The organism is Micromonospora sp. NPDC047074, assembly GCF_040643815.1.
GTDB lineage: Bacteria > Actinomycetota > Actinomycetes > Mycobacteriales > Micromonosporaceae > Micromonospora.
Map to the genome: position 1 here is coordinate 207,743 of NZ_JBEYVB010000006.1, position 23,716 is coordinate 231,458.

General features: G+C 73.0%; 26 protein-coding genes. 11 read left to right on the plus strand and 15 right to left on the minus strand.

The window, feature by feature from the left end; all coding sequences use genetic code 11:
• Positions 1-51: 51 nt before the first annotated feature.
• The 6 genes from ABZ809_RS12395 (at position 52) to ABZ809_RS12420 (ending at position 5,898) form a co-directional block, all read left to right on the plus strand.
• Positions 52-1,062, plus strand: a complete 1,011-nt coding sequence (locus tag ABZ809_RS12395; RefSeq protein ID WP_357562534.1) for a sugar ABC transporter permease — start codon at positions 52-54, stop codon at positions 1,060-1,062.
• Positions 1,059-1,892, plus strand: a complete 834-nt coding sequence (locus tag ABZ809_RS12400) for a carbohydrate ABC transporter permease (RefSeq protein WP_357562535.1) — start codon at positions 1,059-1,061, stop codon at positions 1,890-1,892. Before ABZ809_RS12395 ends, ABZ809_RS12400 begins: the two co-directional genes overlap by 4 nt.
• Positions 1,889-3,268: a GH1 family beta-glucosidase gene (locus tag ABZ809_RS12405; RefSeq protein ID WP_357562536.1), complete on the plus strand. Its 1,380-nt coding sequence runs from the start codon at positions 1,889-1,891 to the stop codon at positions 3,266-3,268. The genes ABZ809_RS12400 and ABZ809_RS12405 overlap by 4 nt, the downstream gene beginning before the upstream one ends.
• A 19-nt stretch (positions 3,269-3,287) precedes the next feature.
• Positions 3,288-4,292 (plus strand): LacI family DNA-binding transcriptional regulator, encoded by a 1,005-nt coding sequence (locus tag ABZ809_RS12410; protein ID WP_357562537.1) that lies wholly within the window; start codon positions 3,288-3,290, stop codon positions 4,290-4,292.
• 306 nt (positions 4,293-4,598) lie between these two features.
• On the plus strand, positions 4,599-5,000 hold the full coding sequence (locus ABZ809_RS12415) for a RidA family protein (protein ID WP_357562606.1): 402 nt from the start codon (positions 4,599-4,601) through the stop codon (positions 4,998-5,000).
• Between the two features lies 1 nt (position 5,001).
• Entirely contained in the window at positions 5,002-5,898 is an 897-nt protein-coding gene (locus tag ABZ809_RS12420) for a GNAT family N-acetyltransferase (RefSeq protein ID WP_357562538.1), read from the plus strand.
• Between the two features lie 9 nt (positions 5,899-5,907).
• Here ABZ809_RS12420 and ABZ809_RS12425 read toward each other — a convergent pair whose 3' ends face one another.
• The 4 genes from ABZ809_RS12425 to ABZ809_RS12440 are packed head-to-tail and all read right to left on the minus strand — an operon-like array spanning position 5,908 to position 8,597.
• Positions 5,908-6,423 carry an O-acetyl-ADP-ribose deacetylase gene (locus ABZ809_RS12425; RefSeq protein ID WP_357562539.1) on the minus strand — a complete coding sequence of 172 codons (516 nt, stop codon included), beginning with the start codon at positions 6,421-6,423 and terminating at the stop codon, positions 5,908-5,910.
• A gap of 1 nt (position 6,424) precedes the next feature.
• Entirely contained in the window at positions 6,425-7,216 is a 792-nt protein-coding gene (locus ABZ809_RS12430; protein ID WP_357562540.1) for an EI24 domain-containing protein, read from the minus strand.
• Between the two features lie 48 nt (positions 7,217-7,264).
• Positions 7,265-8,068, minus strand: coding sequence for a MerR family transcriptional regulator (locus ABZ809_RS12435; protein WP_357562541.1), 804 nt, complete (start codon positions 8,066-8,068; stop codon positions 7,265-7,267).
• Positions 8,061-8,597 carry a hypothetical protein gene (locus tag ABZ809_RS12440; RefSeq protein WP_357562542.1) on the minus strand — a complete coding sequence of 179 codons (537 nt, stop codon included), beginning with the start codon at positions 8,595-8,597 and terminating at the stop codon, positions 8,061-8,063. The genes ABZ809_RS12435 and ABZ809_RS12440 overlap by 8 nt, the downstream gene beginning before the upstream one ends.
• Positions 8,598-8,763: 166 nt before the next feature.
• Here ABZ809_RS12440 and ABZ809_RS12445 point away from each other — a divergent pair, with 166 nt between their 5' ends.
• Positions 8,764-9,753, plus strand: a complete 990-nt coding sequence (locus ABZ809_RS12445; protein ID WP_357562543.1) for a YafY family protein — start codon at positions 8,764-8,766, stop codon at positions 9,751-9,753.
• On the opposite strand, the gene ABZ809_RS12450 is transcribed toward ABZ809_RS12445, so the two are convergent.
• Positions 9,744-10,658, minus strand: coding sequence for an SDR family oxidoreductase (locus tag ABZ809_RS12450; protein ID WP_357562544.1), 915 nt, complete (start codon positions 10,656-10,658; stop codon positions 9,744-9,746). The two genes, ABZ809_RS12445 and ABZ809_RS12450, sit on opposite strands and share 10 nt — an antisense overlap.
• Between ABZ809_RS12450 and ABZ809_RS12455 the strand changes: the two genes are divergently transcribed.
• The gene (locus tag ABZ809_RS12455) at positions 10,657-11,430 is read left to right on the plus strand and encodes a nucleotidyltransferase domain-containing protein (protein WP_357562545.1); all 774 of its coding nucleotides are present in this window, start codon (positions 10,657-10,659) and stop codon (positions 11,428-11,430) included. The genes ABZ809_RS12450 and ABZ809_RS12455 overlap by 2 nt on opposite strands.
• Positions 11,431-11,651: 221 nt before the next feature.
• Positions 11,652-13,925 carry a trypsin-like serine protease gene (locus ABZ809_RS12460; RefSeq protein WP_357562546.1) on the plus strand — a complete coding sequence of 758 codons (2,274 nt, stop codon included), beginning with the start codon at positions 11,652-11,654 and terminating at the stop codon, positions 13,923-13,925.
• A gap of 116 nt (positions 13,926-14,041) precedes the next feature.
• Here the strand turns inward: ABZ809_RS12460 and ABZ809_RS12465 are convergent, their stop codons facing one another.
• The 5 genes from ABZ809_RS12465 to ABZ809_RS12485 form a co-directional block, all read right to left on the minus strand.
• Positions 14,042-14,779 carry an alanyl-tRNA editing protein gene (locus ABZ809_RS12465; RefSeq protein WP_357562547.1) on the minus strand — a complete coding sequence of 246 codons (738 nt, stop codon included), beginning with the start codon at positions 14,777-14,779 and terminating at the stop codon, positions 14,042-14,044.
• An 11-nt stretch (positions 14,780-14,790) separates the two neighbouring features.
• Entirely contained in the window at positions 14,791-15,678 is an 888-nt protein-coding gene (locus tag ABZ809_RS12470; protein ID WP_357562548.1) for an alpha/beta hydrolase, read from the minus strand.
• A complete protein-coding gene (locus tag ABZ809_RS12475) occupies positions 15,675-15,989 on the minus strand; it encodes a DUF2516 family protein (protein ID WP_357562549.1) in 315 nt (104 codons plus the stop codon). The genes ABZ809_RS12470 and ABZ809_RS12475 overlap by 4 nt, the downstream gene beginning before the upstream one ends.
• A 68-nt stretch (positions 15,990-16,057) precedes the next feature.
• Positions 16,058-16,906 carry a hypothetical protein gene (locus ABZ809_RS12480; RefSeq protein WP_357562550.1) on the minus strand — a complete coding sequence of 283 codons (849 nt, stop codon included), beginning with the start codon at positions 16,904-16,906 and terminating at the stop codon, positions 16,058-16,060.
• Positions 16,903-17,532: a helix-turn-helix domain-containing protein gene (locus ABZ809_RS12485; RefSeq protein WP_357562551.1), complete on the minus strand. Its 630-nt coding sequence runs from the start codon at positions 17,530-17,532 to the stop codon at positions 16,903-16,905. Before ABZ809_RS12485 ends, ABZ809_RS12480 begins: the two co-directional genes overlap by 4 nt.
• Positions 17,533-17,643: 111 nt before the next feature.
• Between ABZ809_RS12485 and ABZ809_RS12490 the strand changes: the two genes are divergently transcribed.
• On the plus strand, positions 17,644-18,441 hold the full coding sequence (locus ABZ809_RS12490) for an alpha/beta hydrolase (RefSeq protein WP_357562552.1): 798 nt from the start codon (positions 17,644-17,646) through the stop codon (positions 18,439-18,441).
• 136 nt (positions 18,442-18,577) lie between these two features.
• Here the strand turns inward: ABZ809_RS12490 and ABZ809_RS12495 are convergent, their stop codons facing one another.
• The 4 genes from ABZ809_RS12495 to ABZ809_RS12510 all read right to left on the minus strand — a co-directional run bounded on the left by ABZ809_RS12495 (position 18,578) and on the right by ABZ809_RS12510 (position 22,106).
• On the minus strand, positions 18,578-19,537 hold the full coding sequence (locus ABZ809_RS12495; RefSeq protein ID WP_357562553.1) for an asparaginase: 960 nt from the start codon (positions 19,535-19,537) through the stop codon (positions 18,578-18,580).
• 96 nt (positions 19,538-19,633) lie between these two features.
• A complete protein-coding gene (locus ABZ809_RS12500; protein WP_357562554.1) occupies positions 19,634-20,476 on the minus strand; it encodes a 3-keto-5-aminohexanoate cleavage protein in 843 nt (280 codons plus the stop codon).
• A gap of 92 nt (positions 20,477-20,568) precedes the next feature.
• The gene (locus ABZ809_RS12505; protein ID WP_357562555.1) at positions 20,569-21,681 is read right to left on the minus strand and encodes a folate-binding protein; all 1,113 of its coding nucleotides are present in this window, start codon (positions 21,679-21,681) and stop codon (positions 20,569-20,571) included.
• Positions 21,678-22,106, minus strand: coding sequence for a Fur family transcriptional regulator (locus tag ABZ809_RS12510; RefSeq protein ID WP_357562556.1), 429 nt, complete (start codon positions 22,104-22,106; stop codon positions 21,678-21,680). The genes ABZ809_RS12505 and ABZ809_RS12510 overlap by 4 nt, the downstream gene beginning before the upstream one ends.
• A gap of 68 nt (positions 22,107-22,174) precedes the next feature.
• On the opposite strand from ABZ809_RS12510, the gene ABZ809_RS12515 reads away from it, so the two are divergent.
• On the plus strand, positions 22,175-23,017 hold the full coding sequence (locus tag ABZ809_RS12515) for an aminotransferase class IV (protein ID WP_357562557.1): 843 nt from the start codon (positions 22,175-22,177) through the stop codon (positions 23,015-23,017).
• Between the two features lie 15 nt (positions 23,018-23,032).
• Here the strand turns inward: ABZ809_RS12515 and ABZ809_RS12520 are convergent, their stop codons facing one another.
• Complete coding sequence (locus ABZ809_RS12520; protein ID WP_357562558.1) at positions 23,033-23,623, minus strand: FABP family protein; 591 nt, start codon at positions 23,621-23,623, stop codon at positions 23,033-23,035.
• Positions 23,624-23,716: the final 93 nt, after the last annotated feature.

The following is a 23,716-nucleotide window of genomic DNA, read 5'->3' on the forward strand; positions in this document are numbered from 1 at the left end:
GGCGCCGGGGGCGCCGGTCCCGCCCGCACCCGGGAAAGGAGTGGTTCGGGCATGACCGCCCAGCTCGACGCGCGCCCGCCGGTGGCACCGGCGCCCCGCACCGGCCGACGTCCACCGGGGACGCGGTTCAGCCGCCTCGACACGAGGTTCTCGCCCTACCTGTTCATCGCCCCGTTCTTCGTGCTCTTCGCCGTGTTCGGGGTGTACCCGCTGATCTACACGTTCTGGGTCTCGCTGCACGACTGGGACCTGCTCGGCAGCGACCACCCGTTCGTCGGCCTGGCGAACTACAGCCAACTGCTGGCGGACGCCGACTTCTGGCACGCGGTCGTCAACACCCTCGGCATCTTCGTCATCTCCACCGTCCCGCAGCTGCTGGCCGCGCTCTGGCTGGCCAACCTGCTCAACCGCCAGCTGCGGGCCCGGACCACGTTCCGGATGGCGGTGCTGATCCCGAACATCACCTCCACGGCCGCGGTCGCGATCGTCTTCGGGGTGCTCTTCGGCCGCGAGTTCGGCATGATCAACTGGCTGCTCGACCTGGTCGGTGTCGACGCGATCGAGTGGAAGTCGAACCGGTTCGCGTCCTGGGTGGCCATCTCCGCCATGGTCGACTGGCGGTGGACCGGCTACAACGCGCTGATCTTCCTGGCCGCGATGCAGGCCATCCCGCGCGACCTGTACGAGGCGGCCGCCATCGACGGCGCCAACCGGGTCCGGCAGTTCTGGTCGATCACCGTGCCGCTGCTCAAGCCGACGATCATCTTCACCGTCATCATCTCTACCATCGGCGGGCTCCAGCTCTTCACCGAGCCCCGGCTGTTCCACTCCGGGACCAACCCGATCCGGGGCGGGACGATGCGGGAGTCGCAGACCGTGACCATGTACATGTTCGAGAACGCCTTCGCGCCCCACTACAACTTCGGCTACGGCTCGGCGGTGGCGTGGCTGCTCTTCGCGCTGATCGCGGTCGTCGCGGCGGTCAACGTGCTGCTCCTGCGCCGGCTCGGCGGCGCGAAGCCCCCGAAGGAGGACGCGAAGTCGAAGGAGGGAGCACGATGACCCGCCTCTGGGCCGCCAGCCGGCTCACCTACGCGGCGCTGATCGCCGCCGGGCTCCTGTCGATCTTCCCGATCTACTGGATGTTCGTGGTCGCGAGCCGCTCCAACGACGCGATGGGCCAGCTACCGCCCCCGGTCACCCCGGGCGGCAACTTCGGCGCGAACGTCTCCCGGCTGCTCGGCAACACCGACGCGTACTTCGTCACCGGCCTGATCAACTCGGCGATCGTGGCGACCACCGTCACCGTGTCGGTGGTCTTCTTCTCCACGCTGGCCGGGTTCGCCTTCGCGAAGCTGCGGTTCCGGGGCCGCAACGCGCTGCTCATGGTGATCATCGCGACGATGATGGTGCCCACCCAGCTCGGCGTCATCCCGCTCTACATGCTGATGACGAAGCTGAACTGGAACGACCGGCTGCCGGCGGTGATCGTGCCGGCCCTGGTCACCGGGTTCGGGGTGTTCATGATGCGGCAGTACGCCGGCCAGGCGGTCAGCACCGAGCTGATCGAGGCGGCCCGGGTGGACGGCTGCAACACCGCCCGGATCTACTGGAACGTGGTGCTGCCGGCGTTGCGCCCGGCCGCCGCCGTGCTGGGGCTGCTCACGTTCATGACGACCTGGAACGACTTTCTCTGGCCGTACGCTGTCCTCAACGATCCGGAGAACCCCACCGTGCAACTGGCTCTGCGCACCCTGTCCGACGGCTACTACACGGACATGTCGCAGGTGTTCACGGGGACGGCCATCGCCACCCTCCCGTTGTTGCTGGTCTTCGTCCTGTTCGGCCGCCAGATCATCGGCGGCATCATGGAAGGTGCGGTCAAGGCGTGAGCATTCTGCGATTCCCCGAGGGCTTCGTCTGGGGTGCGGCCACCGCCGCGTACCAGATCGAGGGCGCGGCAACCGACGACGGACGCGGCCCGTCGATCTGGGACACCTTCAGCCGTACGCCGGGCAAGGTCCACCACGGGCACACCGGCGACGTGGCCTGCGACCACTACCACCGGTACGCCGACGACGTGGCGCTGATGGCGGAGCTGGGGCTGCGGGCGTACCGCTTCTCGGTGGCCTGGCCCCGGATCCAGCCGGACGGCACCGGCCCGGTCAACCCCCGCGGCCTGGACTTCTACGACCGGCTCACCGACGCGCTGCTGGACCGGGGCATCGACCCGATCATCACGCTCTACCACTGGGACCTGCCGCAGACCCTCCAGGACCGGGGCGGCTGGACCAACCGGGAGACCGCCGAGCACTTCGCCACGTACGCCACGGCGGTGTACGCCCGGCTCGGCGACCGGGTGCGCACCTGGACCACGCTCAACGAGCCGTGGTGCTCGGCCTACCTGGGCTACGGCAACGGGGTGCACGCCCCCGGCGAGCGGGACCCGGGCGCGGCCTTCGCCGCCGTACACCATCTGCTGCTCGGGCACGGCCTGGCGGCCCGCGCGCTGCGCGCGGCCGGCGCGGAGACCGTGGGGATCACCGTCAACCCGGCCGACGTGCGCCCCGCCGACCCGGACAGCGCCGCGGACGCGGCGGCGGTACGCCTGGTCGACGGCCTGCACAACCGCATCTTCCTCGATCCGCTGCTGCGGGCGGCCTACCCCGACGACGTGCTGGAGCACGTGGCCCGGATCGTCGAGCCGACGTTCCTGCGCGACGGCGACGAGAAGCTGATCGCCGCCCCGATCGACCTGCTCGGGCTCAACTACTACGCGCCCACCTACGTCGCCGGCCGGCCGGACGGCGCGGGCAGCAGCGCCTATCCCGGCACCGACGGCGCGGTGGAGTTCCTCCCGCCGGTCGGGCCGCTGACCGACATGGGCTGGATGATCGAACCGGCGGGGCTGACCCGGCTGCTGGAACGGGTCGCCACGGACTACCCGGGCGTGCCGCTGATGATCACCGAGAACGGCGCGGCGTTCCCCGACAAGGCCGGCGCCGACGCCCCGGACGCCGCCGGGCAGGTCGTGGACGCCGACCGGATCGCCTACCTCGACGGGCACCTGCGCGCCGCGCACGAGGCGATCTCCCGGGGAGTGGATCTGCGGGGCTATCTCGTATGGTCGTTGCTGGACAACTTCGAGTGGGCCGAGGGCTACCGTCGACGGTTCGGGATCATCCACGTGGACTACCTGACCCAGCGCCGCACACCGAAGTCCAGCGCCCGGTGGTACCAGGAGGTGATCTCCCGGAACGGGCTGTGACGAGGCGGTGGTAACGGGGATGACGACGGCGCAACGGCCGACGCTGGAGGCGGTGGCCCGGCGGGCGGGTGTCTCGCGGGCCACCGTGTCGCGGGTGGTGAACGGCTCCACGACGGTCGCCGAGCCGATCCGGGAGGCGGTCCGCCGGGCGGTGGCCGAGCTGGGGTACGTGCCGAATCTGGCCGCCCGCAGCCTGGTCACCCAGCGGACCGACTCGATCGCCCTGGTCATGCCGGAGGCGGCCACCCGGGTCTTCTCCGACGACCAGGTCTTTCCCGGCATCATCCGCGGGGTCAGCCAGGAGCTGGAGGCGGCCGACAAGCAACTCGTGCTGATGCTGGCCGGCTCGCCGGCCGGGCACCAACGGGTCGAGCGGTACACCACCGGGCGGCACGTCGACGGCGTGCTCTTCGCCTCCCTGCACGGCGCCGACCCGCTGCCCGGCAGGCTGGCCCGGCTCGGCATCCCGGTGGTGTGCAGCGGCCGGCCGCTCGACGGCGCGGTGCCGTACGTGGACGTCGACCACGTCGGCGGGGTCGCCCGGGCCATCCAACACCTGATCGACAGCGGTCGCAGACGGATTGCCACCATCGCCGGTCCGCAGGACATGGTGGCCGGCATCGAGCGGCTCGCCGGCTACCGGGACACGGTGGCCGCGGCCGGGCTGCCCGAGCTGGTCGCGGTCGGCGACTTCACTCGGGAGTCCGGGGCCGAGGCGATGCGCCGGCTGCTCGACGAGCATCCCGACCTGGACGCGGTCTTCACCGCGTCCGACCTGATGGCGCACGCCGCCCTACGGGCGCTACGGGAGGCCGGCCGGCGGGTGCCGGACGACGTGGCGGTGATCGGCTTCGACGACATCGAGACCGCCGCCTACACCGAGCCGCCGCTGACCACCGTCCGCCAGCCGATCGTGGAGATCGGCCGGCGGATGACCCGGCTGCTGCTGCGGCTGGCCGCCGGTGAGGCGATCGAGCCGGCCGTGGTGCTCCCCACCGAGCTGATCGTCCGCGAGTCGGCCTGAGGTGCAAGGAAGGGCCCTTCTTGACGTTTATGTATAGAAAGGGCCGCTTGCTCCCGCAGCGCCCCGGTGCTTTCGGGGGATCTGCGCGACGCCCCCCCAGGGCAGTCAGATCGCCTGGCCCTGGGGCACGAAGTCCGTGTCCGCGTGGGCGCCCTGACCGATGATCAGGACGCGATGGACCTTAGAGCGGCCGGATAACGTCCATAGGGTCCTGATCACGCGCTCCACCTGCCCGCCTCAGGGAGCGGTGCCGGAGTTAATGCGTGGAGCCGTGGTGCGGGCGCCGGTAGCGTCGCGCGCGTGACCCTGAACCTGATCCGCGTACCCGCGCTCTCCGACGTCGCCGAGTACGCGTACGCGGCCACGGTCGAGCCGCCCGCCCGGCTGGTGTTCACCGCCGGCGCCTGCCCGCTCGACGCCGAGGGGCGGACCGTCGCGCCGGGCGACCCCGTCGGCCAGGCCCGGCAGGTGATGGCCAACCTGGAGACCGCGCTCGCGGCGGCCGGCGCGCGGCTCACCGACGTCGTCAAGACCACCGTGTACGTGGCGTCCTCCCGGCAGGACGATCTGGTGGCCGTGTGGGAGGTGGTCCGGGGCGCGTTCGGCGGCCACGAACCGCCCAGCACCCTGCTCGGGGTGGCCGTGCTCGGCTACTCCGACCAGCTCGTCGAGGTCGAGGCCGTCGCCGCCGTACGCGGGGAGGGCTGACATGCGGATCCGGACCGCCCGCCCCGACGACGCGCCCGCCGTGGTGGCGCTGCGCGCGATCGTCCACCCCTACCTGGTGCGCGGCGTCGAGTCGACCCGGCGGATGATCGCCCAGCCCCCGCCCGGCGAGCAGTGGACCGCGTACGTGGTCGAGGTGGACGACACGGTGGTCGGGTGGGTGTCGGCCTACCGCAACGACCAGACCTCCGAGCGCGACGTCGGGGAGGTCTCCCTCCTGCACGTGCACCCGGAGCATCGGGGCCAGGGCGCCGGCACCGCACTGCTGACCGCCGCGCTGGGACACCTGCGGGACATCGGGGCGCGCCGGGTGCGTACCTGGGCGCTGCCCGAGTCGCTGCCGTTCGCCCGCCGGCACGGGTTCACCCCGAGCCGGGAGCTGCGCTACTCGGCACTCGACCTGCGGCCGGCCCCGCCGATGCCGGAGCCGCCGCCGGGCGTACGGCTGCTCGCCCTGACCGACGTCGAGCCGCGCCGGGTCTATCTGGCCGAGGTGGCGGCGGCGGCCGACGAGCCGGAGGACGTGCCGGTCGACTCGATCAGCTACGAGAACTGGTGCCACGAGATCTGGGAGAACCTGGGCCTGGACAGGGCCGCCAGCACGGCGGCCGAGGTTGGCGGCGAGCTGGTGGCCTTCAGCCTCGTCAAGCGGGACGGCAACCGGATGTGGTCGGACTACACGGGCACGGTGCCGGCGCACCGGGGGCGCGGGCTGGCCCGCCTGGTCAAGACGGCGGCGCTGCACCGCGCCGCAGCCGGCGGGGTACGCGTCGCCTACACCTCGAACGACGAGGCGAACGCGCCGATGCTGGCAATCAACGTCCGGCTCGGCTACCGCCCGGTCGGGTCGAGCTGGTCCTGCCTGCGCGACCTGTCCTGACGGCCCCGGTCAGCCGGCGGCCTGCACCCGTTGGGCGACCGCCAGGGTCTCGGCGCCGAAGAGCACCAGCCGGGCCTCGGTGACGTGCGTCGGCGCGGACAAGTTGAGCACCGACAGGGCCTGCCGGACCGCGTCCTCCACCGGCCAGCCGTAGACGCCGGCCGAGATCAGCGGAAACGCCACGCTCGTCGCGCCCAACTCGTCGGCGACCCGCAGGCTGTTCGCGTAACAGTCGCGCAGCAGCGGCGAGCGGTCCTCGTCGGTCGACCAGACCGGCCCGACGGTGTGCACGACCCAGCGGGCCGGCAGGTTCCCGGCGGTGGTCGCCACCGCCCGGCCGGTCGGCAGGCCACGGCCGTACCGGGAGGCGCGCAGCGCCCGGCACTCGTCGAGGATGGCCGGGCCGCCCCGCCGGTGGATGGCGCCGTCCACTCCCCCGCCGCCGAGCAGCGACGAGTTGGCGGCGTTGACGATCGCGTCCACTTGTTGGGTCGTGATGTCGCCCCCCACCAGGGTGATCTCCACGTCAGCCCTCCGTGATGGACTGGCCGAGGGACCGGCGGGCCAGCAGGGTCGCCCCGGCGACGGCCGCGGGCATGATGAGCACCGCGCCGAGCGGGATCAGGAAGCAGACAAAGACCGCCACCCCGAAGCCGAGCGTGGTCGGCCGATCCGCCTTCAGGATCGACCGGCGGTCCGGCAGCCGCATCCCGCGCCGGTAGAAGGGGGCCCCGACCAGCTCCACGGCGAGCAGCCAGCCACCGACCGCCGCGCCGATCACCGGCACCACGGTCTGGCCGACCACCGGGATGAACCCGGCGGCGAAGAGCGGGATGCCGAAGAGGATCGACAGGCCCACCAGCCGTACGGAGTCGGCGAGGCTGCGCCGCAGCGACGGCCAGAACGGCACGTCGACGGCGTTCGGCGTGCCGCCGAGGCGTTCCTCGACGCGTTCGGAGATCTTCTCGTAGAACGGGTCGCCGATGACCAGGGTGACGGCGGTGAAGCTGACCACCGCGAGCAGGCCCCCGAGGCCGAGGAAGGCCAGCCCGGCGATCACCCGGACGAGGCTGCGCCCGGTGGTCGACCAGTCGTCGGCGAACGGTGTGACCAGCGCGGCCAGGTCCTCGACGAAGTACGCCAGGGTGGCGAACGCGGCCACGAAGATCGCGCCCGAGATCAACGCCGGGACGACGCCGAGCAGCATCAGCCCGGGGCTGCGGACGTAGAGGCCGAGGCCGCGCAGGAGCAGGCCGACTCCGCCGAAGAACCGGCCGGCGGCGCCGGTCACGGGCGCGGCGATGCGGGGTGCGTTCACGACCGCAGAGCCTAGTTGGACCCGGTCGTGGGGGCGATCGCAGCCGCTCTACTGCCAGGTGGCGGTGTCGGGGTCGATGTCGTGGGCGCGCGCACTGGCGTCGATGCTCTGCCGGAACCACGTGGTGAGGCCGGCGCGGATGCCGTCGTAGTGGGCGGCGAATGCCGGATCGGCCTCATACCTGCGGCCGAGACAGACCTGCATCTGCCTGGTGAGGGGAAAGTACGAGGAGAAGACCTCGCGGTGCCGGTCGACGAGTCGGTTCGCCTCGGGGCTGCCAGGGACGACTCCGGCGTCCATCGCGTCGCCGAGGGCACGGTCGAGGTCGGCAACGGTGTCGGCGACGGCCTGCCATTCCTCCGGGCTGCGAGAGGCCGAGCGTTCGGCGTACTGCTGCCACTGCGTCGTGTCTCCGTAGCGGTGCCGGGCCTGGGCGTGCCGGTCCGGGTCCCACTCGGGGCCGAAGATCGCGGCCTGCTGCTCGACGGTCAGCAGCAGGCCGCGCTCGTGGGCGTCGATCATGCGATCCAGGCCGGCGCTGAGCTGCTGGAGGCGGTCGATCCGTTGGGCGACCTGGGTGCGCTGCGCGCGCAGTGCGCCGGGCACGTCCGCGGTCGAGTCGTCCAGGATGGCCCGGATGCTGTCCAGATTGAGGCCGATCTCCCGGTAGACGACGATGCGGTGCAGGCGTTCCAGATCGCCAGCGGTGTAGAGCCGGTATCCGGCAGTCGTACGCAGCGACGGCCGCGCCAGACCGATGTCATCCCAGTGGTGCAGCGCGCGGACCGTCACGCCCAGACGCGTCGAGACCTGGCCGACGGTCAGGCCATCGGCGTCGGTGGCATCAGGCATGCTCCTCATTGTCGCCGCGACCGGCGCCCGGCGGAGCGATCCCGATGGCTGCAAGGTTCCGCGCCTCCTGGCTGGCCGGGTCGAAGGGCTTCGCCGCGGTGAAGATGATCCGTGCGTTCTCGGGGGTGATCACCTCCACGTCGCGGGTGTTCCAGGGAGTGTCCCGTGGGCCGTCGACCGAGTCCGGGCTCACCGCACGACAGGCCTCGACAAGGGGATCGATCTGGTAGAGCACGCACGAGAAACTGAAGCTGACCACTGGTGGCTGCGCCGGGACGCTCTCCGCCGAGCGGAGGAGCACGTCCTGGAACGCCCACCGGCGCAGGTGCACGAGCGTGCCGGGGATGCTGAACAGCTCGAAGAAGCCGAGCCCACGAATCCAGAAGTCCACCGACGCCGCCAGGTCGCTCGTGGGGATCGTCACGAACGCGGGCATCCCATAGATTCCCCGGAACGGCTCCGGCGCCACCGCGTCCGGGCCGGGATCGGGCACGGGACTGATCTCAAAGGCGTCGTAGTAGTCACTCATGCACCCCACCCTCCCGCCTTACGCGGCGTGAGGGTCAAGCCGCGTCCGTGACGGTCCCACCGCTGCGCAGCGACCAACGTCGTGGCCGGGTGCGCCCGGTGGGCGTGACGCCGGAGGAGGCGGACCGCCGGCTGGGGACGGTCGAGCGGCACGGCAGGATGGACGCGTGCGGGCGGCCCGGTTGATCTCGTTGGTTCTGCTGCTCCAGGCTCGGGAGACGATGACCGCGGGGGAGCTGGCGCGGGAGCTGGAGGTCTCCGAGCGGACCGTCTACCGCGACGTGCTGGCGCTCTCCGCCGCCGGGGTGCCGGTCTACGCCGACCGGGGCCGCGCGGGAGGCTACCGGCTGGTCGGCGGCTACCGGACCCGGCTGACCGGGCTGACCAGGGACGAGGCGGAGGCGCTCTTCCTGGCCGGGCTGCCCGGGCCGGCCGGCGACATGGGGCTCGCCGACGCGGTGGCCTCGGCCGAGCTGAAGGTGCTGGCCGCGCTGCCGCCCACGCTGCGCGACGCCCCGGCCCGTACCGGGCAACGGTTCCACCTGGACGTGCCGGGCTGGTTCCGGGAGGTGGGGCCGCCACCGTGGCTGACCGAACTGGCCGGCGCGGTCTGGCGGGACCGGGTGGTCGAGCTGCGCTACCGGCGCGGCGACCGCGAGGTGGCGCGCACCCTGCGGCCGTACGGGCTGGTGCTCAAGAGCGGCGTCTGGTACCTGGTCGGCCGGGTCGGCGACGACGTGCGTACCTACCGGGTGGACCGGGTCACCGGTGTCGAGGTGAGCGACGAGACCTTCGACCGGGACGAGGGCTTCGACCTGGAGGGGCACTGGCGGGCGCGGGCCGAGGCGTTCCAGCGGGGCATGCTGCGGGAGCGGGCCACCGTCCGGCTCAGCCCCGCCGGCCTGCGCCGGCTCCGGCACCTGGCGGACGCCCCCTTCGCGTACGACGAGGCGGTCGCCGGCGCCGACGGGCCCGACGGGCAGGGCTGGGTGGTGACCCGGCTGCCCGTCGAGTCCGTCGACGTCGCGTACGAACAGTTGCTCGGGCTCGGCCCCGAGGTGGAGGTGCTCGACCCGCCCGAGTTACGGGCGCGGCTGGCGGAGGCGGCCGCGCGGACGGCCCGCCGCTACGCCGGAGCGGGCCCGGATCAGCGGTAGCCGGTGTCGTCGGCCGGGCCGCCGGGCTCCACCACCTCCGTGTAGTAGCGCGCCCACTCGGGTCGGGTGCCGTCCAGGTCGGTGAAGCCGTACACCTGCGCCAGCCCGCCACTGTCGACGGACGCGCCGTTCCAGCGGGCCCGGTCCGGGTCGGCGGCCAGGGCCGCGACCGCCCGCCCGACGAAGGCCGGCGTCTCCGACATGACGAAGTGCGGCTCCTTGGCGGCGCCGTCGCGCCAGTTCTGCTCGGTGACCCCGTAGTGCTCCAGCATCGCCTCCGAACGCAGCCAGCCGGGCGTGAGCGCGACGGCGGTGCAGCCGTGCGGCTTCAGCTCGTGCGCCCAGCTGAAGGCGAGCCGGTTCACCGAGACCTTGGCGAGGTCGTAGAAGACCGAGAGCCGGTAGTTGGCGTCGTTGTGCTCCCGGGTGCCGTCGCCGACCTCCACCACCAGGCCGCCGGGGCGGCGGATCAGCAACGGAAACGCGAAGTGGCTGGTGACGATGTGCGTGTCGATCGCCAGGCGCAGGCTGCGGAAACCGGCCTCCAACGGCTGTTCCCAGACCGGCTTCTCCCAGGTGGTCAGCGGGTCGCCGCCCCAGATGTCGTTGACCAGGACATCCAGCCGGCCCTGCTCGGCGTCGATCCGGGCGACCAGGTCGCGGACCTGCTCGGGGACGAGGTGGTCGACCCGTACGGCGATGCCGTTGCCGCCGGCGGCGGTGACCAGCTCGGCGGTCTCCTCGATGGTCTCCGGCCGGTCCATCTCGGAGCGGCCGGCCCGGCTGCTGCGGCCGGTGGCGTAGACCGTGGCGCCGGCGGCGCCGAGTTGGACCGCGATCTGCCGGCCGGCGCCCCGGGTCGCCCCGGCGACGAGCGCGATCTTCCCTGTCAGCGGTTTCGTCATGCCGTCGAGCCTGGCAGCGATACCTGACAGGGGAAGTCCGGTTTCGCGGATCCGTGCCGTGCGTCATGCTCGCCGCATGCACCTGCTGCTCTCCGGCGTTGTCGGCTCGGTCGCGTACGGGCTGGCCGGCCCGGGCTCCGACACCGACCGGCTCGGTGTCTTCGCCGCGCCCACCGTCGCGTTCCACGGCCTGCGCCCGCCCCGCGAGTCGGTGGTGACCACGGACCCGGACATCACCCTGCACGAGGCGGCGAAGTGGTGCCGCCTGGCGCTGAGCGGCAACCCGACCGCCACCGAGCTGGCCTGGCTGCCGGACGACTGCTACGAGACCCGGACGGAGTTCGGCGACCGGCTGATCGCCATCCGGTCGGCGTTCCTCAGCGCCCCCCGCGTCCGCGACGCCTACCTCGGGTACGCCGGTCAGCAGTTCCGGAAGCTGGAGTCCCGGGGCGACGGCACGTTCTCCGCCGACACCCGCCGGCGCACGGCCAAGCACGCCCGGCACCTGGCCCGGCTGGTGCACCAGGGCCGGCTGCTCTACGCCACCGGCGTGCTGGAGATCCGGCTCGCCGACCCGGAGTGGTTCCGGCAGTTCGGCGAGCGGATCGCCGACGGCGAGCTGGACGAGGCCCGGACGCTGCTCGCGGAGGCGGAACGGGACTTCGACCGGATCCGCACCCCGCTGCCGGACCGCCCGGACGAGGCCACGGTGGAACGGTGGCTGCTGGACGTCCGCGCCGCCCACCTACCGCCCACACCACCCGCCCCCTGACCCACTGGCACCGCAACCCGTCCCGGCCGGCGGCGCTGGTGCGCGATGGAGCGCCGAGGCGGCTGGACAACTCGGGCCCGTCCGGTGCCGGTCGTCCACAGGGCACACCCCTCGCATCGAGATCGATAAGCTTGGCCGCCAGCTCCGCAGAGTTGGCACCGAACTACGCACGGGGGAAACCGTTGTACAACAGGCACTTACGCACCTGGGGTGGTGGCCTTGTGGTCGCCTGCCTCCTCGCGACGACGGTCGGAAGCGGTGCCGCCTCGGCGCTAGCCGGCGCCGAACCGGTTCCCGACAATGGCCACCCGTTCACCGCGAAGATCAGCTTCGGCGACGTCCGGAGTTGCACCGGAGCGCTGGTCGACGCCCGCTGGGTGGTCACGGCGAAGAGTTGCTTCGCCGACGGCACCACCGCGCCGAACGAGGGCCCGCCGGCCCGGCCCACGACGGTGCTGGTGGGCCGGACTGACCTGACCGGCATCACCGGGCACCGCCTCGCCGTCACCTCGGTCGTCCCGCACCCCGACCGCAACGTGCTGCTCGCCGAGCTGTCCGCGCCGGTCAGCGACATCACGCCTGCCCTGTGGAGCGGCACCGCCCCGAGCGTCGGCGAGACGGTGCGGGTGACGGGCTACGGGCGGACCAGCACCGAGTGGGTGCCCGACCGGTTGCACACCGGGACGTTCACCGTGGGCAGCGTCAGCCCCACCACGGTCACGGTCACCGGCACCACCGCCGCCGCGACCATCTGCAAGGGAGACGCCGGAGGGCCGGCGTTCCGCGAGACCACGGGCGGCGCCGAGCTGGTCGCGATCAACAACACCAGCTGGCAGAAGGGTTGCCTCGGCGAGAACGAGACCCGCGACGGCGCCACCCAGACCCGGCTCGACGACCTGGGCGGCTGGTTCCGCCAGAGCGTCCAGACCCGGCCGCACGCGCTCGCGAACGCCGTCGTCGGCGAGTTCACCCGAGACGGCCGGGACGACCTGGTCGCCGTCGAGCCGAGCACCGGCAAACTCTGGTTGCACCCGGGCACGACCGTCGAGCGGCAGTGGGGCGATCGGGTCCAGCTCGGACAGGGCATCGACTGGAGCGGCTACCGCGATCTGGTCGTCGGCCAGTTCGAGGGCGACACGTACGACGACCTGCTCGCCGTCGAGATCTCCACGAGCACGCTCTGGATGTTTCCCGGGACGGTCCAGGGGTTCGGTTTCGGCGCCCGTGTGCAGGCCGGCACCGGGTGGCAGAGCCTGAACGACCTGGTCGTCGGCCGGTTCGACCGCGACGCCTACGACGACGTGGCCGCCATCAATCCGCAGAGCGGCCAACTGCTCCTCTACCCGGGTACGGCGGCCGGCGGCTCGTTCTTCGGCACCTCCACCATCATCGGCACCAGCAGTTGGCAGCTGAAGCGGGAACTGGCCGCCGGTCGGTTCAACCGGGGCGACACCTATGACGATCTCGTCGTCGTCGACAAGAGCAGCGGTGACATCCAGATGTACCCGGGAACGGCCGCCGGCGGCTCAGACTGGGGCACAGTTGTCAAGATCGCGGGGGACGGAAAGGGCTACCACTCCGTTGCGGCGGGTCGCCTGAACCCGGACGGATACGACGACCTGCTCGCCGTCGAGGGTGACCAGGTCTGGCTCCATCCCGGCACGGCCACCGGCGGTGCGCTGGGCGCGCGGGTACAACCACTCGGTCGCCTCCCCCACCTCCAGCCCCACGGTCTGTTCGAAGCGGTCACTGGCAAATTCAACCAGGACGACCACCCCGACCTCATCGGTCTGGAGAAGGGCACCGGGCGGCTCTGGCTGTACCCCGGCACCGCCGTCGGCGTCTTCGGCGCCCGCATGCCGGTCGGGAACGGGTGGAACGGCTACCGCGACCTCGTGGCGGGACGGTTCGACCGGGACGCCCACGACGACCTGCTGGCGATCGAGTTGAGCAGCGGGGCACTCTGGCTCTATCCCGGCAACGGCCAGGGCGGCTGGGGAGCCCGGAAGCAGGTCGGCGCGAACTGGCTCGGGCTGGAACGGTTGACCGGCGGCCGGTTCGACCGCGACGAGTACGACGACGTCGTGGCGGTGGAGACGAACACGGGCAAGCTGCGGCTCTACCCGGGCACCGCCGCCGGAGGCACCTGGGGATCCAGCACGATCATCGGCGAGGGCGGATGGAACGCCCTGGGCGCCCTGGTCCGCGGCCAGGTGAATCGGGACACCCACGACGACCTGCTGGCGGTGGAGAAGGCGACGGGGAAGCTGTGGCTCTATCCGGGCACCACCGCGGGCGGCCCGCTCGGGTCCCGCGTCGAGATCGCTTCGGGGGGCTGGACGGGTCGGAACGAGCTGGTCACGCTCCGTTCCGACGCCGACAGCCACGACGACCTCCTGGTCGCTGACTCCAGCACCGGCCGCGCCTTCCTGCATCCGGGCCTGCCCGGTGGCGGCGTCGGCGCGGATGCGACGGAGTTCGGGCCGCTGGGCTGACCCGCTTCCTGATCCCGGGCCTGCCCGGTCGGGCCGGCGGCGTCGTCCGTCCGGCCCGACCGTGGCGCCACGGCAGGGTGGCCGACAGCAGCGTCGATCTCGTGTGACGGCCCAGCTCAGTCGACCAGGCGTACGCGGACCCGGCGGTTGGCGCGGCCCTTGCTCTCCACCTTGACCACCTGCACCTTGCCGATCTGGGCGGTGGAGGCGACGTGGGTGCCGCCGTCGGCCTGGACGTCCAGCCCGACGATGTCGACGATCCGGACCTCCTGCTCCTCCGGTGGGATCAGGTTGGACTGGGTCCGGATGATGTCCGGCAGGGCCAGCGCGTCGTCCCGGGGCAGCACCCGTACGGCGACCGCCCGGTCGGCGACGACCTCGGCGTTGACCAGTTCCTCGATGCGGGTCTTGAAGTCGGGTGGCACCTCGGGCAGGTTGAAGTCCATCCGGGCCTCGCCCGGCTCCATGTTGCCGCCGGTGACGAGCGCGCCGAAGTCCCGGAACACCACCCCGCAGAGCACGTGCAGCCCGGAGTGGGTACGCATCAGCCGGGTGCGCCGCTCGTCCTCGACCGCGCCGGTCACCGCCGTGCCGGCCGGTGGCAGCGGGTCGCCCTCGGCCGGGATCAGCCAGAACTCGTCGCCCTTGCGGGTGCCGACGATCCGGGTCTGCACGCCCTGCCAGAGCAGTACGCCGTGATCCGGCGGCTGCCCGCCACCGCCCGGATAGAACGCCGACCGGTCCAGCACGATGCCCTGCTCCGGGTCGGCGTGCAGCACCGTGCACTCCCACTGCCGCAGCGTCGGGTCGGCGAGGTCCAACCGGTGGGTATGACCGTGGTGTGTGACGCCCATGTCAGGGCACGTTACCCGTTGAGGAAGGCGGAGATCCGGCTGCGCAGGTCGGCGCGTTCCGTCCAGAGCACGCCGGGCCGGTCGTACACGTGCAGGGTGGCCCGGGGCAGCACGGCCGCGAGCCGCTCGGCGACCTCGACCGGGTGCAGGTCGTCGCTGGCGCAGCCGATCACCAGGGCGGGCGCGGTGACCCCGGCCAGCGCCCCGGCCTCGCGCAGCGGTGCCTGCTCCGGCAGGCTGGCCAGCCCGGGGGCGAGCCCGTCGCGCAGCAACTGGTCGAGCCGCTGGCGCAGGTAGGCCCAGCCGGCCGGGGTGTCCCGGACCGAGGGCGGCAGCTCGGTCTGGACCACGTCGGCGACGGCGGCGGCGTCGCCGCTCTCGACGGCGTCGAACAGTGCGGTCAGCCGGGCCCGGGCGACCTCGCCGCGCGGCCGGTCGAGCGCCGCCGGCAGGAAGAAGACGAGTCGCTCGAAGCGTTCGGGGCTCTCGGCGAGCAGCCGGCAGAGCGCGCCCGCGCCGAGGCTGGCGCCGAAGGCCCGGGTGGCGCCGCCGAGGTCGGCGACCGCGCGCAGGTCACGGGCGAGGTCGAGGTAGCTCCACGGGCCGGGCGGCGCGTCGGAACGGCCGTGCCCGCGGAACTGGAAGAACAGCTTGCGGCCGGTCACCCCGCTGCCGAAGGGCCGGGTGGTGGCGATGCCGTTGCCCAGGCCGTGGGCGAAGACCGTCACCGGGTCGCCCGACCCGGTGACGAGCTGCTCCAGGTGTACGCCGTGCGGCGTGGCGACCAGGTCGGTCTCCGGATCCGGCAGGGCCGGCCGGCCGGTACGCGGGGCCCCCGGGCCCGGCCCCCAGGTGCGGGGCCCACCGTCCGGCGGGGGTGGCCAGCGGAAACCTCTCACCAGAACCCTTTGCCGTCACTCAGGTCGCGCAGCCCCACCCGGACGTCGAGCAGGTAGATCAGGCCGGCGGCGATACCGATCAGTCCGAAGAGGCTGATCGGGCCGAAGCCGAGCAGGGTCAGCACCAGGCAGACGGCCAGGATGGCGATCCAGCCACCCTTGGGCAGGGTGCCGATGGCGGCGAAGGCGTCGGAGCGCTGGGTGATGGCGTGCACCAGGGCGATGCCCTGCACGATCAGCGCGAACACGAGCAGAATCAGCTCGATCACCCAGCGGACCTCGAAGGCGAAGAGCGGCGCGGCGTAGGCCATGTCGGCAAGCTTATGCCGCAGACCCCGGATACGTCCGACAGGACGCCTCCGGGGCCTGCGGCGACGAACTACTCGGCGGCCGGGCGGGTGCGCTTGGTGGCCCGGGGCAGCTTCGCCGACGGGCTCGTGGCCGGCTTGGCGGCGGTGGCCCCGGTGCCGGCGGCCTTGGTGGCGCGGGGAGCCCGGGTCGCCTTCTTCGCGGCGGCCGGCTTGGCCTCCACGACCTCGGCCACGTCGGCCGGGGTCGGCACCTCGGCGGTGGTCGGCCGGACCGGCTCCGGGGTGGCCAGGTCCACGGCCGGCTCCGTGGTGGCCGGCTTCGCGGCGACCCCGGCGGGCTCCCGCTCGGCCTCGGTCGCCTCGATGTCGGCGTTCACGGTCTCGGCGGCCTCCAGCACACCGGCGCCGACGACCCGCTCGCCCCGGGCGACCAGCGCGACGTACGCGGCCTGCGCCCGCTCCTGCGCGGCCTGCGCTCCGGCGACCACCACGGCGGCGTTCCGGGCCGCCGCCGCACGCAGCTTGTCCAGGTCGGCGGCCTCGCGCAGCTTGTCCAGGTCGGCGACCTCGCGCAGCTTGTCCAGGTCGGCGACCTCGCGCAGCTTGTCCAGGTCGGCGAACTGGCGCAGCTTGTCGAGGTCGGCGGCCTCGCGCAGACGCTTCAGGTCCAACTCGCCCGCGACGGCCTTCTCGCGCAGGCTGTCGGCGGTCAGGTTGGCCGTACGCAGCGTGTCGTTGGCCTTCTGGCGCAGCTCGACGCCGGTGACGACGGCCTTGCCACCCAGGTCGGCGACGACCCTGGTGCCGAGGTCGGTCACCACCGTGGGGAGCTTGCGCAGCTGCTGCAGGGCCAGCTCGCCGGCGCCGGCGGCGGCGTAGATCGGGGCCGGGATGCGGTTGGTCTTCGGCTGGGTCATGACTTCTCCTCTTCGGCCGCGTCGACGGCCTTCCGGACCGCCTTGCGGGCGGCCTCCTTCGCGGGGGTCTCGGTCGGGGCGGGGGCGGGGCCGGCCTCGGTGACGGCCACCGACTCCAGGACGGCCTCGGTCGGGGTGCCCTCCGGCGTGGTGGGGCCCGTGGCGGCGAGGTTGGCCAGGTCGGGCGCCGTCCCGGCGGGCTCCGTCGCGCCTGCCTCCGGGATGTTCGCGCCGGGCCCGGTGGTGGGTGCCGCGCCGCCGGCCGCCGCGGTCGCCTCGGCGAGCCGCGCGTTCTCCCGGCGGAACGTCTCGTAGATCTGGGTGAGCGACTGCTTCTGCGCCATCGTCAGGTCGGCATCGACGGCGATGGCGGCGAGCACGCCCTGACCCTCCTTGTCGTCGAGCAGCCCGGCCCGCAGGTACATCGCCGGGGTGGAGACCCGCAGCGCGCTCGCGAGCTGCTGGAGCACCTCCGCGCTCGGCTTGCGCAGGCCGCGCTCGATCTGACTGAGGTACGGGTTGCTGACCCCGGCCTGCTCGGCGAGCTGCCGGAGCGAGATCTTCGCGTTGCGGCGCAGGTCGCGAATGAAACCGCCGACGTCGGGAAGGTCCTTACCAGTGGCCATGATTCGACGCTAGCTCGGCCTGCTTGCTCCTGCAAGCGAAGTGCTAGCCGGAGTTAGCGACGTCTCACCCATGCGGTTGCATCCGGGTCGTCCCATGCGTACCTTTCCGCCGTGAACAAGATCGAGGTAAACGGCACTTCGCTCGCGTACGACGACACGGGCAGCGGCACGCCAGTCGTCCTGCTGCACGCCGGCATCGCGGACCGCCGGATGTGGCGGGAGCAGATCGGCCCGCTGGCCGCGCGGCACCGGGTGATCGCCGTCGACCTTCGCGGCTACGGCGACTCCGAGCTGCCACCGGCCCCGTTCGCCCACCACGACGACGTGGCCGGGCTGCTCGACGCCCTCGACATCCCCAGTGCCGCCCTGGTCGGCTGCTCGTTCGGCGGCGCGGTGGCGGTCGACGTCGCCCTGGCCCACCCGCAGCGGGTCACCGCGCTCGCCCTGCTCGGCACCGCCGTCTCGGGCCACGAGTGGTCGGAGGAGGCGAACGAACTCTGGGAGCGCCTGGTGGGCGAGGTCGACCCGGAGGACTTCGTCGCCAGCGCCGCCGGTGAGGTGCGGTTCTGGGTGGTCGGCCCGGGCCGCGACCCCGAGGACGTCGACCCGGAGTTGATCGCCTTCGCCACCGAGATGGACCAGCGGGCCCTCGCCGCCGAGCTGGCACTCAGCGCCGTGGACGTGGCCGAACTCGACCCACCCGCGATCGGACGCCTCGCCGAGTTGCGGATGCCCGTCCTGGTCACCGCCGGTGCCGCGGACGTGCCCGACATCAGCCGACTCGCCGACCAGATCGCGGCCGAGGCGCCGTACGCGACCCGCCTGCCCGACGTACCGGCCGCCGGGCACCTGCTCCCGCTGGAGCGCCCGGCCCCGGTCAACGCCGCCCTGCTCGACTTCCTCCCCTGACACCGCGTCGGCCCAGGCTCCCCGTTGATCATGACGTTGGCGGCGATGTGGATCTCCGCAACTACCGCCAACCTCATGATCAACGCGGGAAAGGCCCCGGGTCCGGGTGGGCGGGGTGGGTGGGGTGGGGTGGGGGCTACCAGACGGGGCGGACGGCGCCTACCGGCAGGCCTCCGCCGAAGAGCGGCACCTCGGCGTACTCGGTCAGCACCGGCGCGTCCAGCCCGAGCCGGCGCAGGGCGGAGACCAGCACCGGCATCCGGGCCCGGCCCGCGCCGTCATCGATCTTGAGAGCGACCGCACCGACCCCGGGCACCGCCGCCGCGAGAACCCCCTCGGCACCGATCTTGGCGAGCAGCCCGGGAACCCCGCGCATCAACCGGCTGTCCTCGGCCCGCGTGCCGCCGACCAGATCCGGGTGGGCCCGCATCGCGTCGGCCACCGTCCGTGGCACGGAGCCGGGCTCCGCCGAGACCAGCCGGAGGTACGCCCCGGCCAGGCCGGTCAACGAGACGGCGAGCACCGGGGCGCCGCAACCGTCCACCCCCACCGCCGCTGCCCGCTCGCCGGTGAACTCCTCGACCGCGTCGCGCAGCCGCTGCTGCAACGGGTGCTCCGGGCGCCAGTACCCGTCGAGCGGCCAGCCGGCGGCCAGGCAGGTCAGCAGCATTCCGCTGTGCTTGCCGGAACAGTTCATCTGGGTACGGGTCGGTCCGCCACCGGCCCGCAGCACGGCGGCCCGGGCCTCGTCGCTCACGGGCAGGTCCGGCGGGCAGTGCAGGGCCGACTCGTCCAGCCCGGCCCGGGCCAGCAGCGCGCCGACCCGGGTCAGGTGGAAGTCCTCCCCGGCGTGGCTGGCCGAGACCAGCGCCACGTCGGCGGGGTCGGCCAGCGCCAGCCCGGCGCGGAGCATCCCGATGGCCTGCATCGGCTTGTTGGACGAGCGCGGGAAGACCGGGGAGGTCACGTCTCCGGCGCCCGCCACGGTCGCCCCGGCGGCGTCGAGCACCACCACCGATCCCCGGTGCACGCCCTCGACGAACCCCGACCGGACCACCTCGGCGAGCGGCGCGCCGCCCTCGTACGTCTTTCCCACAGGGTGGACGGTACCGGCAGCCCTGGCCACCCCCGGCACGCGGGTGAGCAGGCCATCGGCGCCGCCTTGTACAGCAGCGCCCGCCGGCATCGCCGCTTACCGTCCGGCAGCCGGCACGCCGAGCAGTTCGCGCGCCTCGGCGGTGGTCAGCGGCGGCCGCTGGGCGAGTTGGGCGAAGCCGACCGCGCGGGCGACGAGCTGCATGTTGGACTCGACGGGACGGCCCTTGGCGTAGGTCACCGTGTCCTCCATGCCGACCCGCAGGTGCCCGCCGGCCGAGAGCGAGGCCAGCATGACCGGGATCGTGCTGCGGCCGATGCCGGTGGCCGAGAAGGTGCTGCCCTCGGGCAGATCCCGCAGCGCCTGGTGGGCGGCGACCAGCGTCGAGGTGGTGCCCAGCATGCCGCCCGGCACGCCCATCACGAAGTCGACGTGCACGTGCCCGCCGGCCGGCGGGCCGTACTTGCCGAGCAGCCGTTGCAGCGCGGCCAGGTGACCGAGGTCGAAGATCTCGTACTCCGGCACGATGCCGCGCTCCTGCATCCGGGTGTGCAGGTCGACGATGAACTCCCAACGATTCAGGAAGACGTCGTCACCGAAGTTGAGCGTGCCCATCGTGCAGGAGGCCATGTCGGGCGCGGCGTCGAGCACGGCGAGCCGGTCGGCCTCCGGGTCGGTCACCGCGCCACCGGAGGAGAGCTGCACGATCAGGTCGGTGCTCTCCCGCAGCGCCGCCACGGTCTCCCGCAGCCGCCCCTGGTCCAGGGTGGGCCGCGCCTCGTCGTCGCGGATGTGGACGTGGATCACGGCGGCGCCGAGCGCCTCGCACTCCTTGGCGGTCAGCAGCAGCTCGTCGAGCGTGACCGGCAGCGCCGGCACCTCGGCCTTCGCCGACTCCGCGCCGGTCGGGGCAACCGTGATCAACGTCCCTGTCGTCATGCCCGGATCCTAGACCGAGGCCAGCGAGCCAGTCGACCGGAACTTTTCCGTCCCCAGCGCCCCGAAGCAGAGATTCTTTCGTCGAATGGCGGTCAGGCCGGATCGATCGCGGCGGCGGTCTCCCCGACCAGGAGACGGGCGTCGTCGGCGACGTTGCGCTTGACCACGGCCAACGCGACCTGGCCCAGCTCGTGGTGGTGCACGGCGGTGCCGACGAAGCCGACCGCCCGGCCGTCCAGGGTCACCGGCGTGCCGGCCACCGGCGGCTGGTCGGTGGTCACGCCGTCCAGGTGCAGCAGTACGAGCCGACGCGGTGGACGCCCCATGTTGTGCACCCGGGCGACGGTCTCCTGACCTCGATAACAGCCCTTGTCCAGGTGCACGGCCGGGGCGATCAGGTCCACCTCGGCCGGGATCGTCCGGTGGTCGGTGTCGACCCCGGCCCGGGCCCGGCGGGCGGCCACCCGCACCGCCTCGTACGCCCACAGCCCCGCGACCGGCACCCCGTTACCGCGCAGCTGGATGACCACCTGCTCCATCGCGGCCCGGGGCACCAGCAGGTCCACGCCGAGCGGGCCCCGGCGGGCCCAGCCGCCCACGGGCAGCGGGCGCACGTCGTAGAGCGCGGTCGGCCGTGGCGGCAGCTCGCCGGAGCGGAACTTCGGGCCCGGCACCGCGACCACGTCGGGTGCGGCCAGCCCGGTCACGCCGAGCGTCTCCACCGCGGCGGGAGCCTCCGGCCCGACCAGGCTGAGCAGCGCGTGCTCCGGCGTCACGTCGCGCGGCTCGACCTTGCTGAAGAACCGCATCCGCTCCAGGTAGGACAGCAGGCCGCCGGTGGCACCCGGCTCGGTGTCGAGCCAGGTGGTGATGCCGTCCTCAGCCACCATGGCGTGCTGCTCGACGTGCCCGTGCGGGGAGAGCACCAGCAGCTCGGTGCCCTGGCCGGCGGTGAGCTGCGCCAGGTGCTGACTGGTGAGGGTGTGCAGCCAGCCGATCCGTTCCTCGCCCGGCACCGCCACGACGCCCCGGTGCGAGCGGTCGACCAAACCGACCGCCGTGTCGAGGGTGCGCTGCTCGCGCATCGGGTCGCCGTAGTGCGCCGCCACACCCCGCACGCCGGCCGCCGCGTGCGCCGGCTCGGGCTGGTCCCGGCTGGCCTCGTCGATGCTCTCGACGCTCACCGCGCCCGCGATGTCGATCACTTCCGGTCCCCGTTCTCGCAGCGGTGGCAGACGCCGAAGAACGAGACGTGGCCGATGTCCACCCGGAACCCGCGCTGACTGGCCAACTGGTCGGCCAGCGGTCGGACCAGCTCCGGCTCGATCTCGTCGATCCCACCGCACTCCCGGCAGACGAGGTGGAGGTGCTGGTCCTCACCGACCCTGTGGTAGGTCGGCGAGCCGTGCGAGAGGTGGGTGTGGGTCACCAGGCCGAGCCGTTCCAGCAGCTCCAGCGTGCGGTAGATGGTGGTGATGTTGACCCCTGCGGCCACCTCCCGGACGGCTGTGTGCACCTGCTCCGGCGTGGCGTGCCCGAGGTCCAGCACAGCTTGGAGGATCAACTGCCGCTGCGCCGTCAGCCGCAGCCCACGTGCGCGGAGCATTTCCGCTAGGGAGGATTCGGACACCGTCCGATCATAGTTCGCCCGTCCCGCCGGCCGCCCGCTCGACGGGCCCCCCGCTACGCTCGGCGGTCATGGTGCCATCGCGGATCGCCGTGCCGGGGCGCGGGCTGGTGCCGCCCGGGGAGCCCGTGCTGCGCGGCGACGACCGGGGTGCGCTGCACGGCGACGGGCTCTTCGAGACGATGCACCTGCGGAACGGGCGGCCGTGGTTGCGCGACGCGCACCTGGCCCGGCTGGCCCGCGCGGCGGCAGCCGTCGAGCTGCCGCTGCCCGCCGCCGACGTGCTCGTCGAACTGCTGGAGGCCGTCAGCGCCGGCTGGCCCGCCGAGGTGGAGGGGGCGTTGCGGCTGGTCTGCACGCGGGGCCCGGAGGGCGGCGGCCCACCCACCGTCTACGCCACGCTGGGCGAGGTGCCGGCGACGGCCCGGGCCGCCCGCCGGGGCGGGATCACCGTGGCGACCCTGCCGCTGGGCGTCGCGGCGCGGGCCCGCGCCGACCTCGACTGGCTGCCGTCCGGAACAAAATCCACGTCGTACGCGGTGAGCACCGCCGCCCGCCGCTGGGCCGCCCGCGCCGGCGTGGACGACGCGCTGTGGGTCTCCTCCGACGGCTACGCGCTGGAGGGGCCCACCGCCAACCTGGTGTGGCTGACCGGCGACACCCTCTGCACGGTGCCCGCCGCCGAAACCGGCATCCTGCCCGGCGTGACCGCCGCCTGGCTGCTCGCCCACGCCCCCGAGCTGGGCCTGCGCGCGCAGGAACGGCTGGTCACCCCGGCGGAGCTGCGTACCGCGGACGGCGCCTGGCTCAGCTCGTCAGTCCGCGGGCTCGCGGAGATCCGCACCCTGGACGCCGTGCCGCTGCGCCGCTGGGCGCGTACGCCCGCCCTCCAGGCCCTCCTGGCGTTTCCCTGACCCCCGGGCGCAGGGTCAGCCGGCGACCCGGACGAGACGGGCGGAGAGGTGTGGGGAGAGTCCGTGGCCCACGGCGGCCATCTCCTGGGCGTAGAGCAGGGCACCCTCGACGATGCCGAAGAGGCGGTGACCGGCGGTGACCTCCTTGGCGGTCGACGTGCGGACCACCGCGTCGGTGACGAACTCGATCTGGGTGCCCTTGCGCTTGCCGATGTGCAGCTCCATCACCCCGGTGGGGACGCTCATCAGCGCCTCCAGCTCGTCGGTGACCCGGTCGCCGTCCATCACCGGCCGCCACCAGCCGACCTCACGACCCGCCGGGCGGACGGGCCGGCTCTCCTCGTCGAGGAGCCAGGCGCGCGACTCGTAGAACAGGAACGGCCGGCCGTCGTGGCTGATCCGGATCTCCTGCGCGAAGTCGAAGTCCTCGATGGTGGGGAAACCGCCCCGGCCCCGGCCGCGCCACACCCCGACGTACGGCAGCAGGGCGTCCAGCGAGGGGTGCAGCTTCGGGCCGACGCGCAGGTCGTGGCTCTCCTCGTACGGGTACGGGTCGACCGGCGGCGCGTTCAGCCAGGGCGGCGGCTCCAGGGGATTCTCACTCACCGGAACATCTTCGTTCGCGACTGCGGGGCTCGCAAACCCGGCTCACTCCTCGCGCTCACCAGCCTCACCTTCGTTCGCGACTGCGGGGCTCGC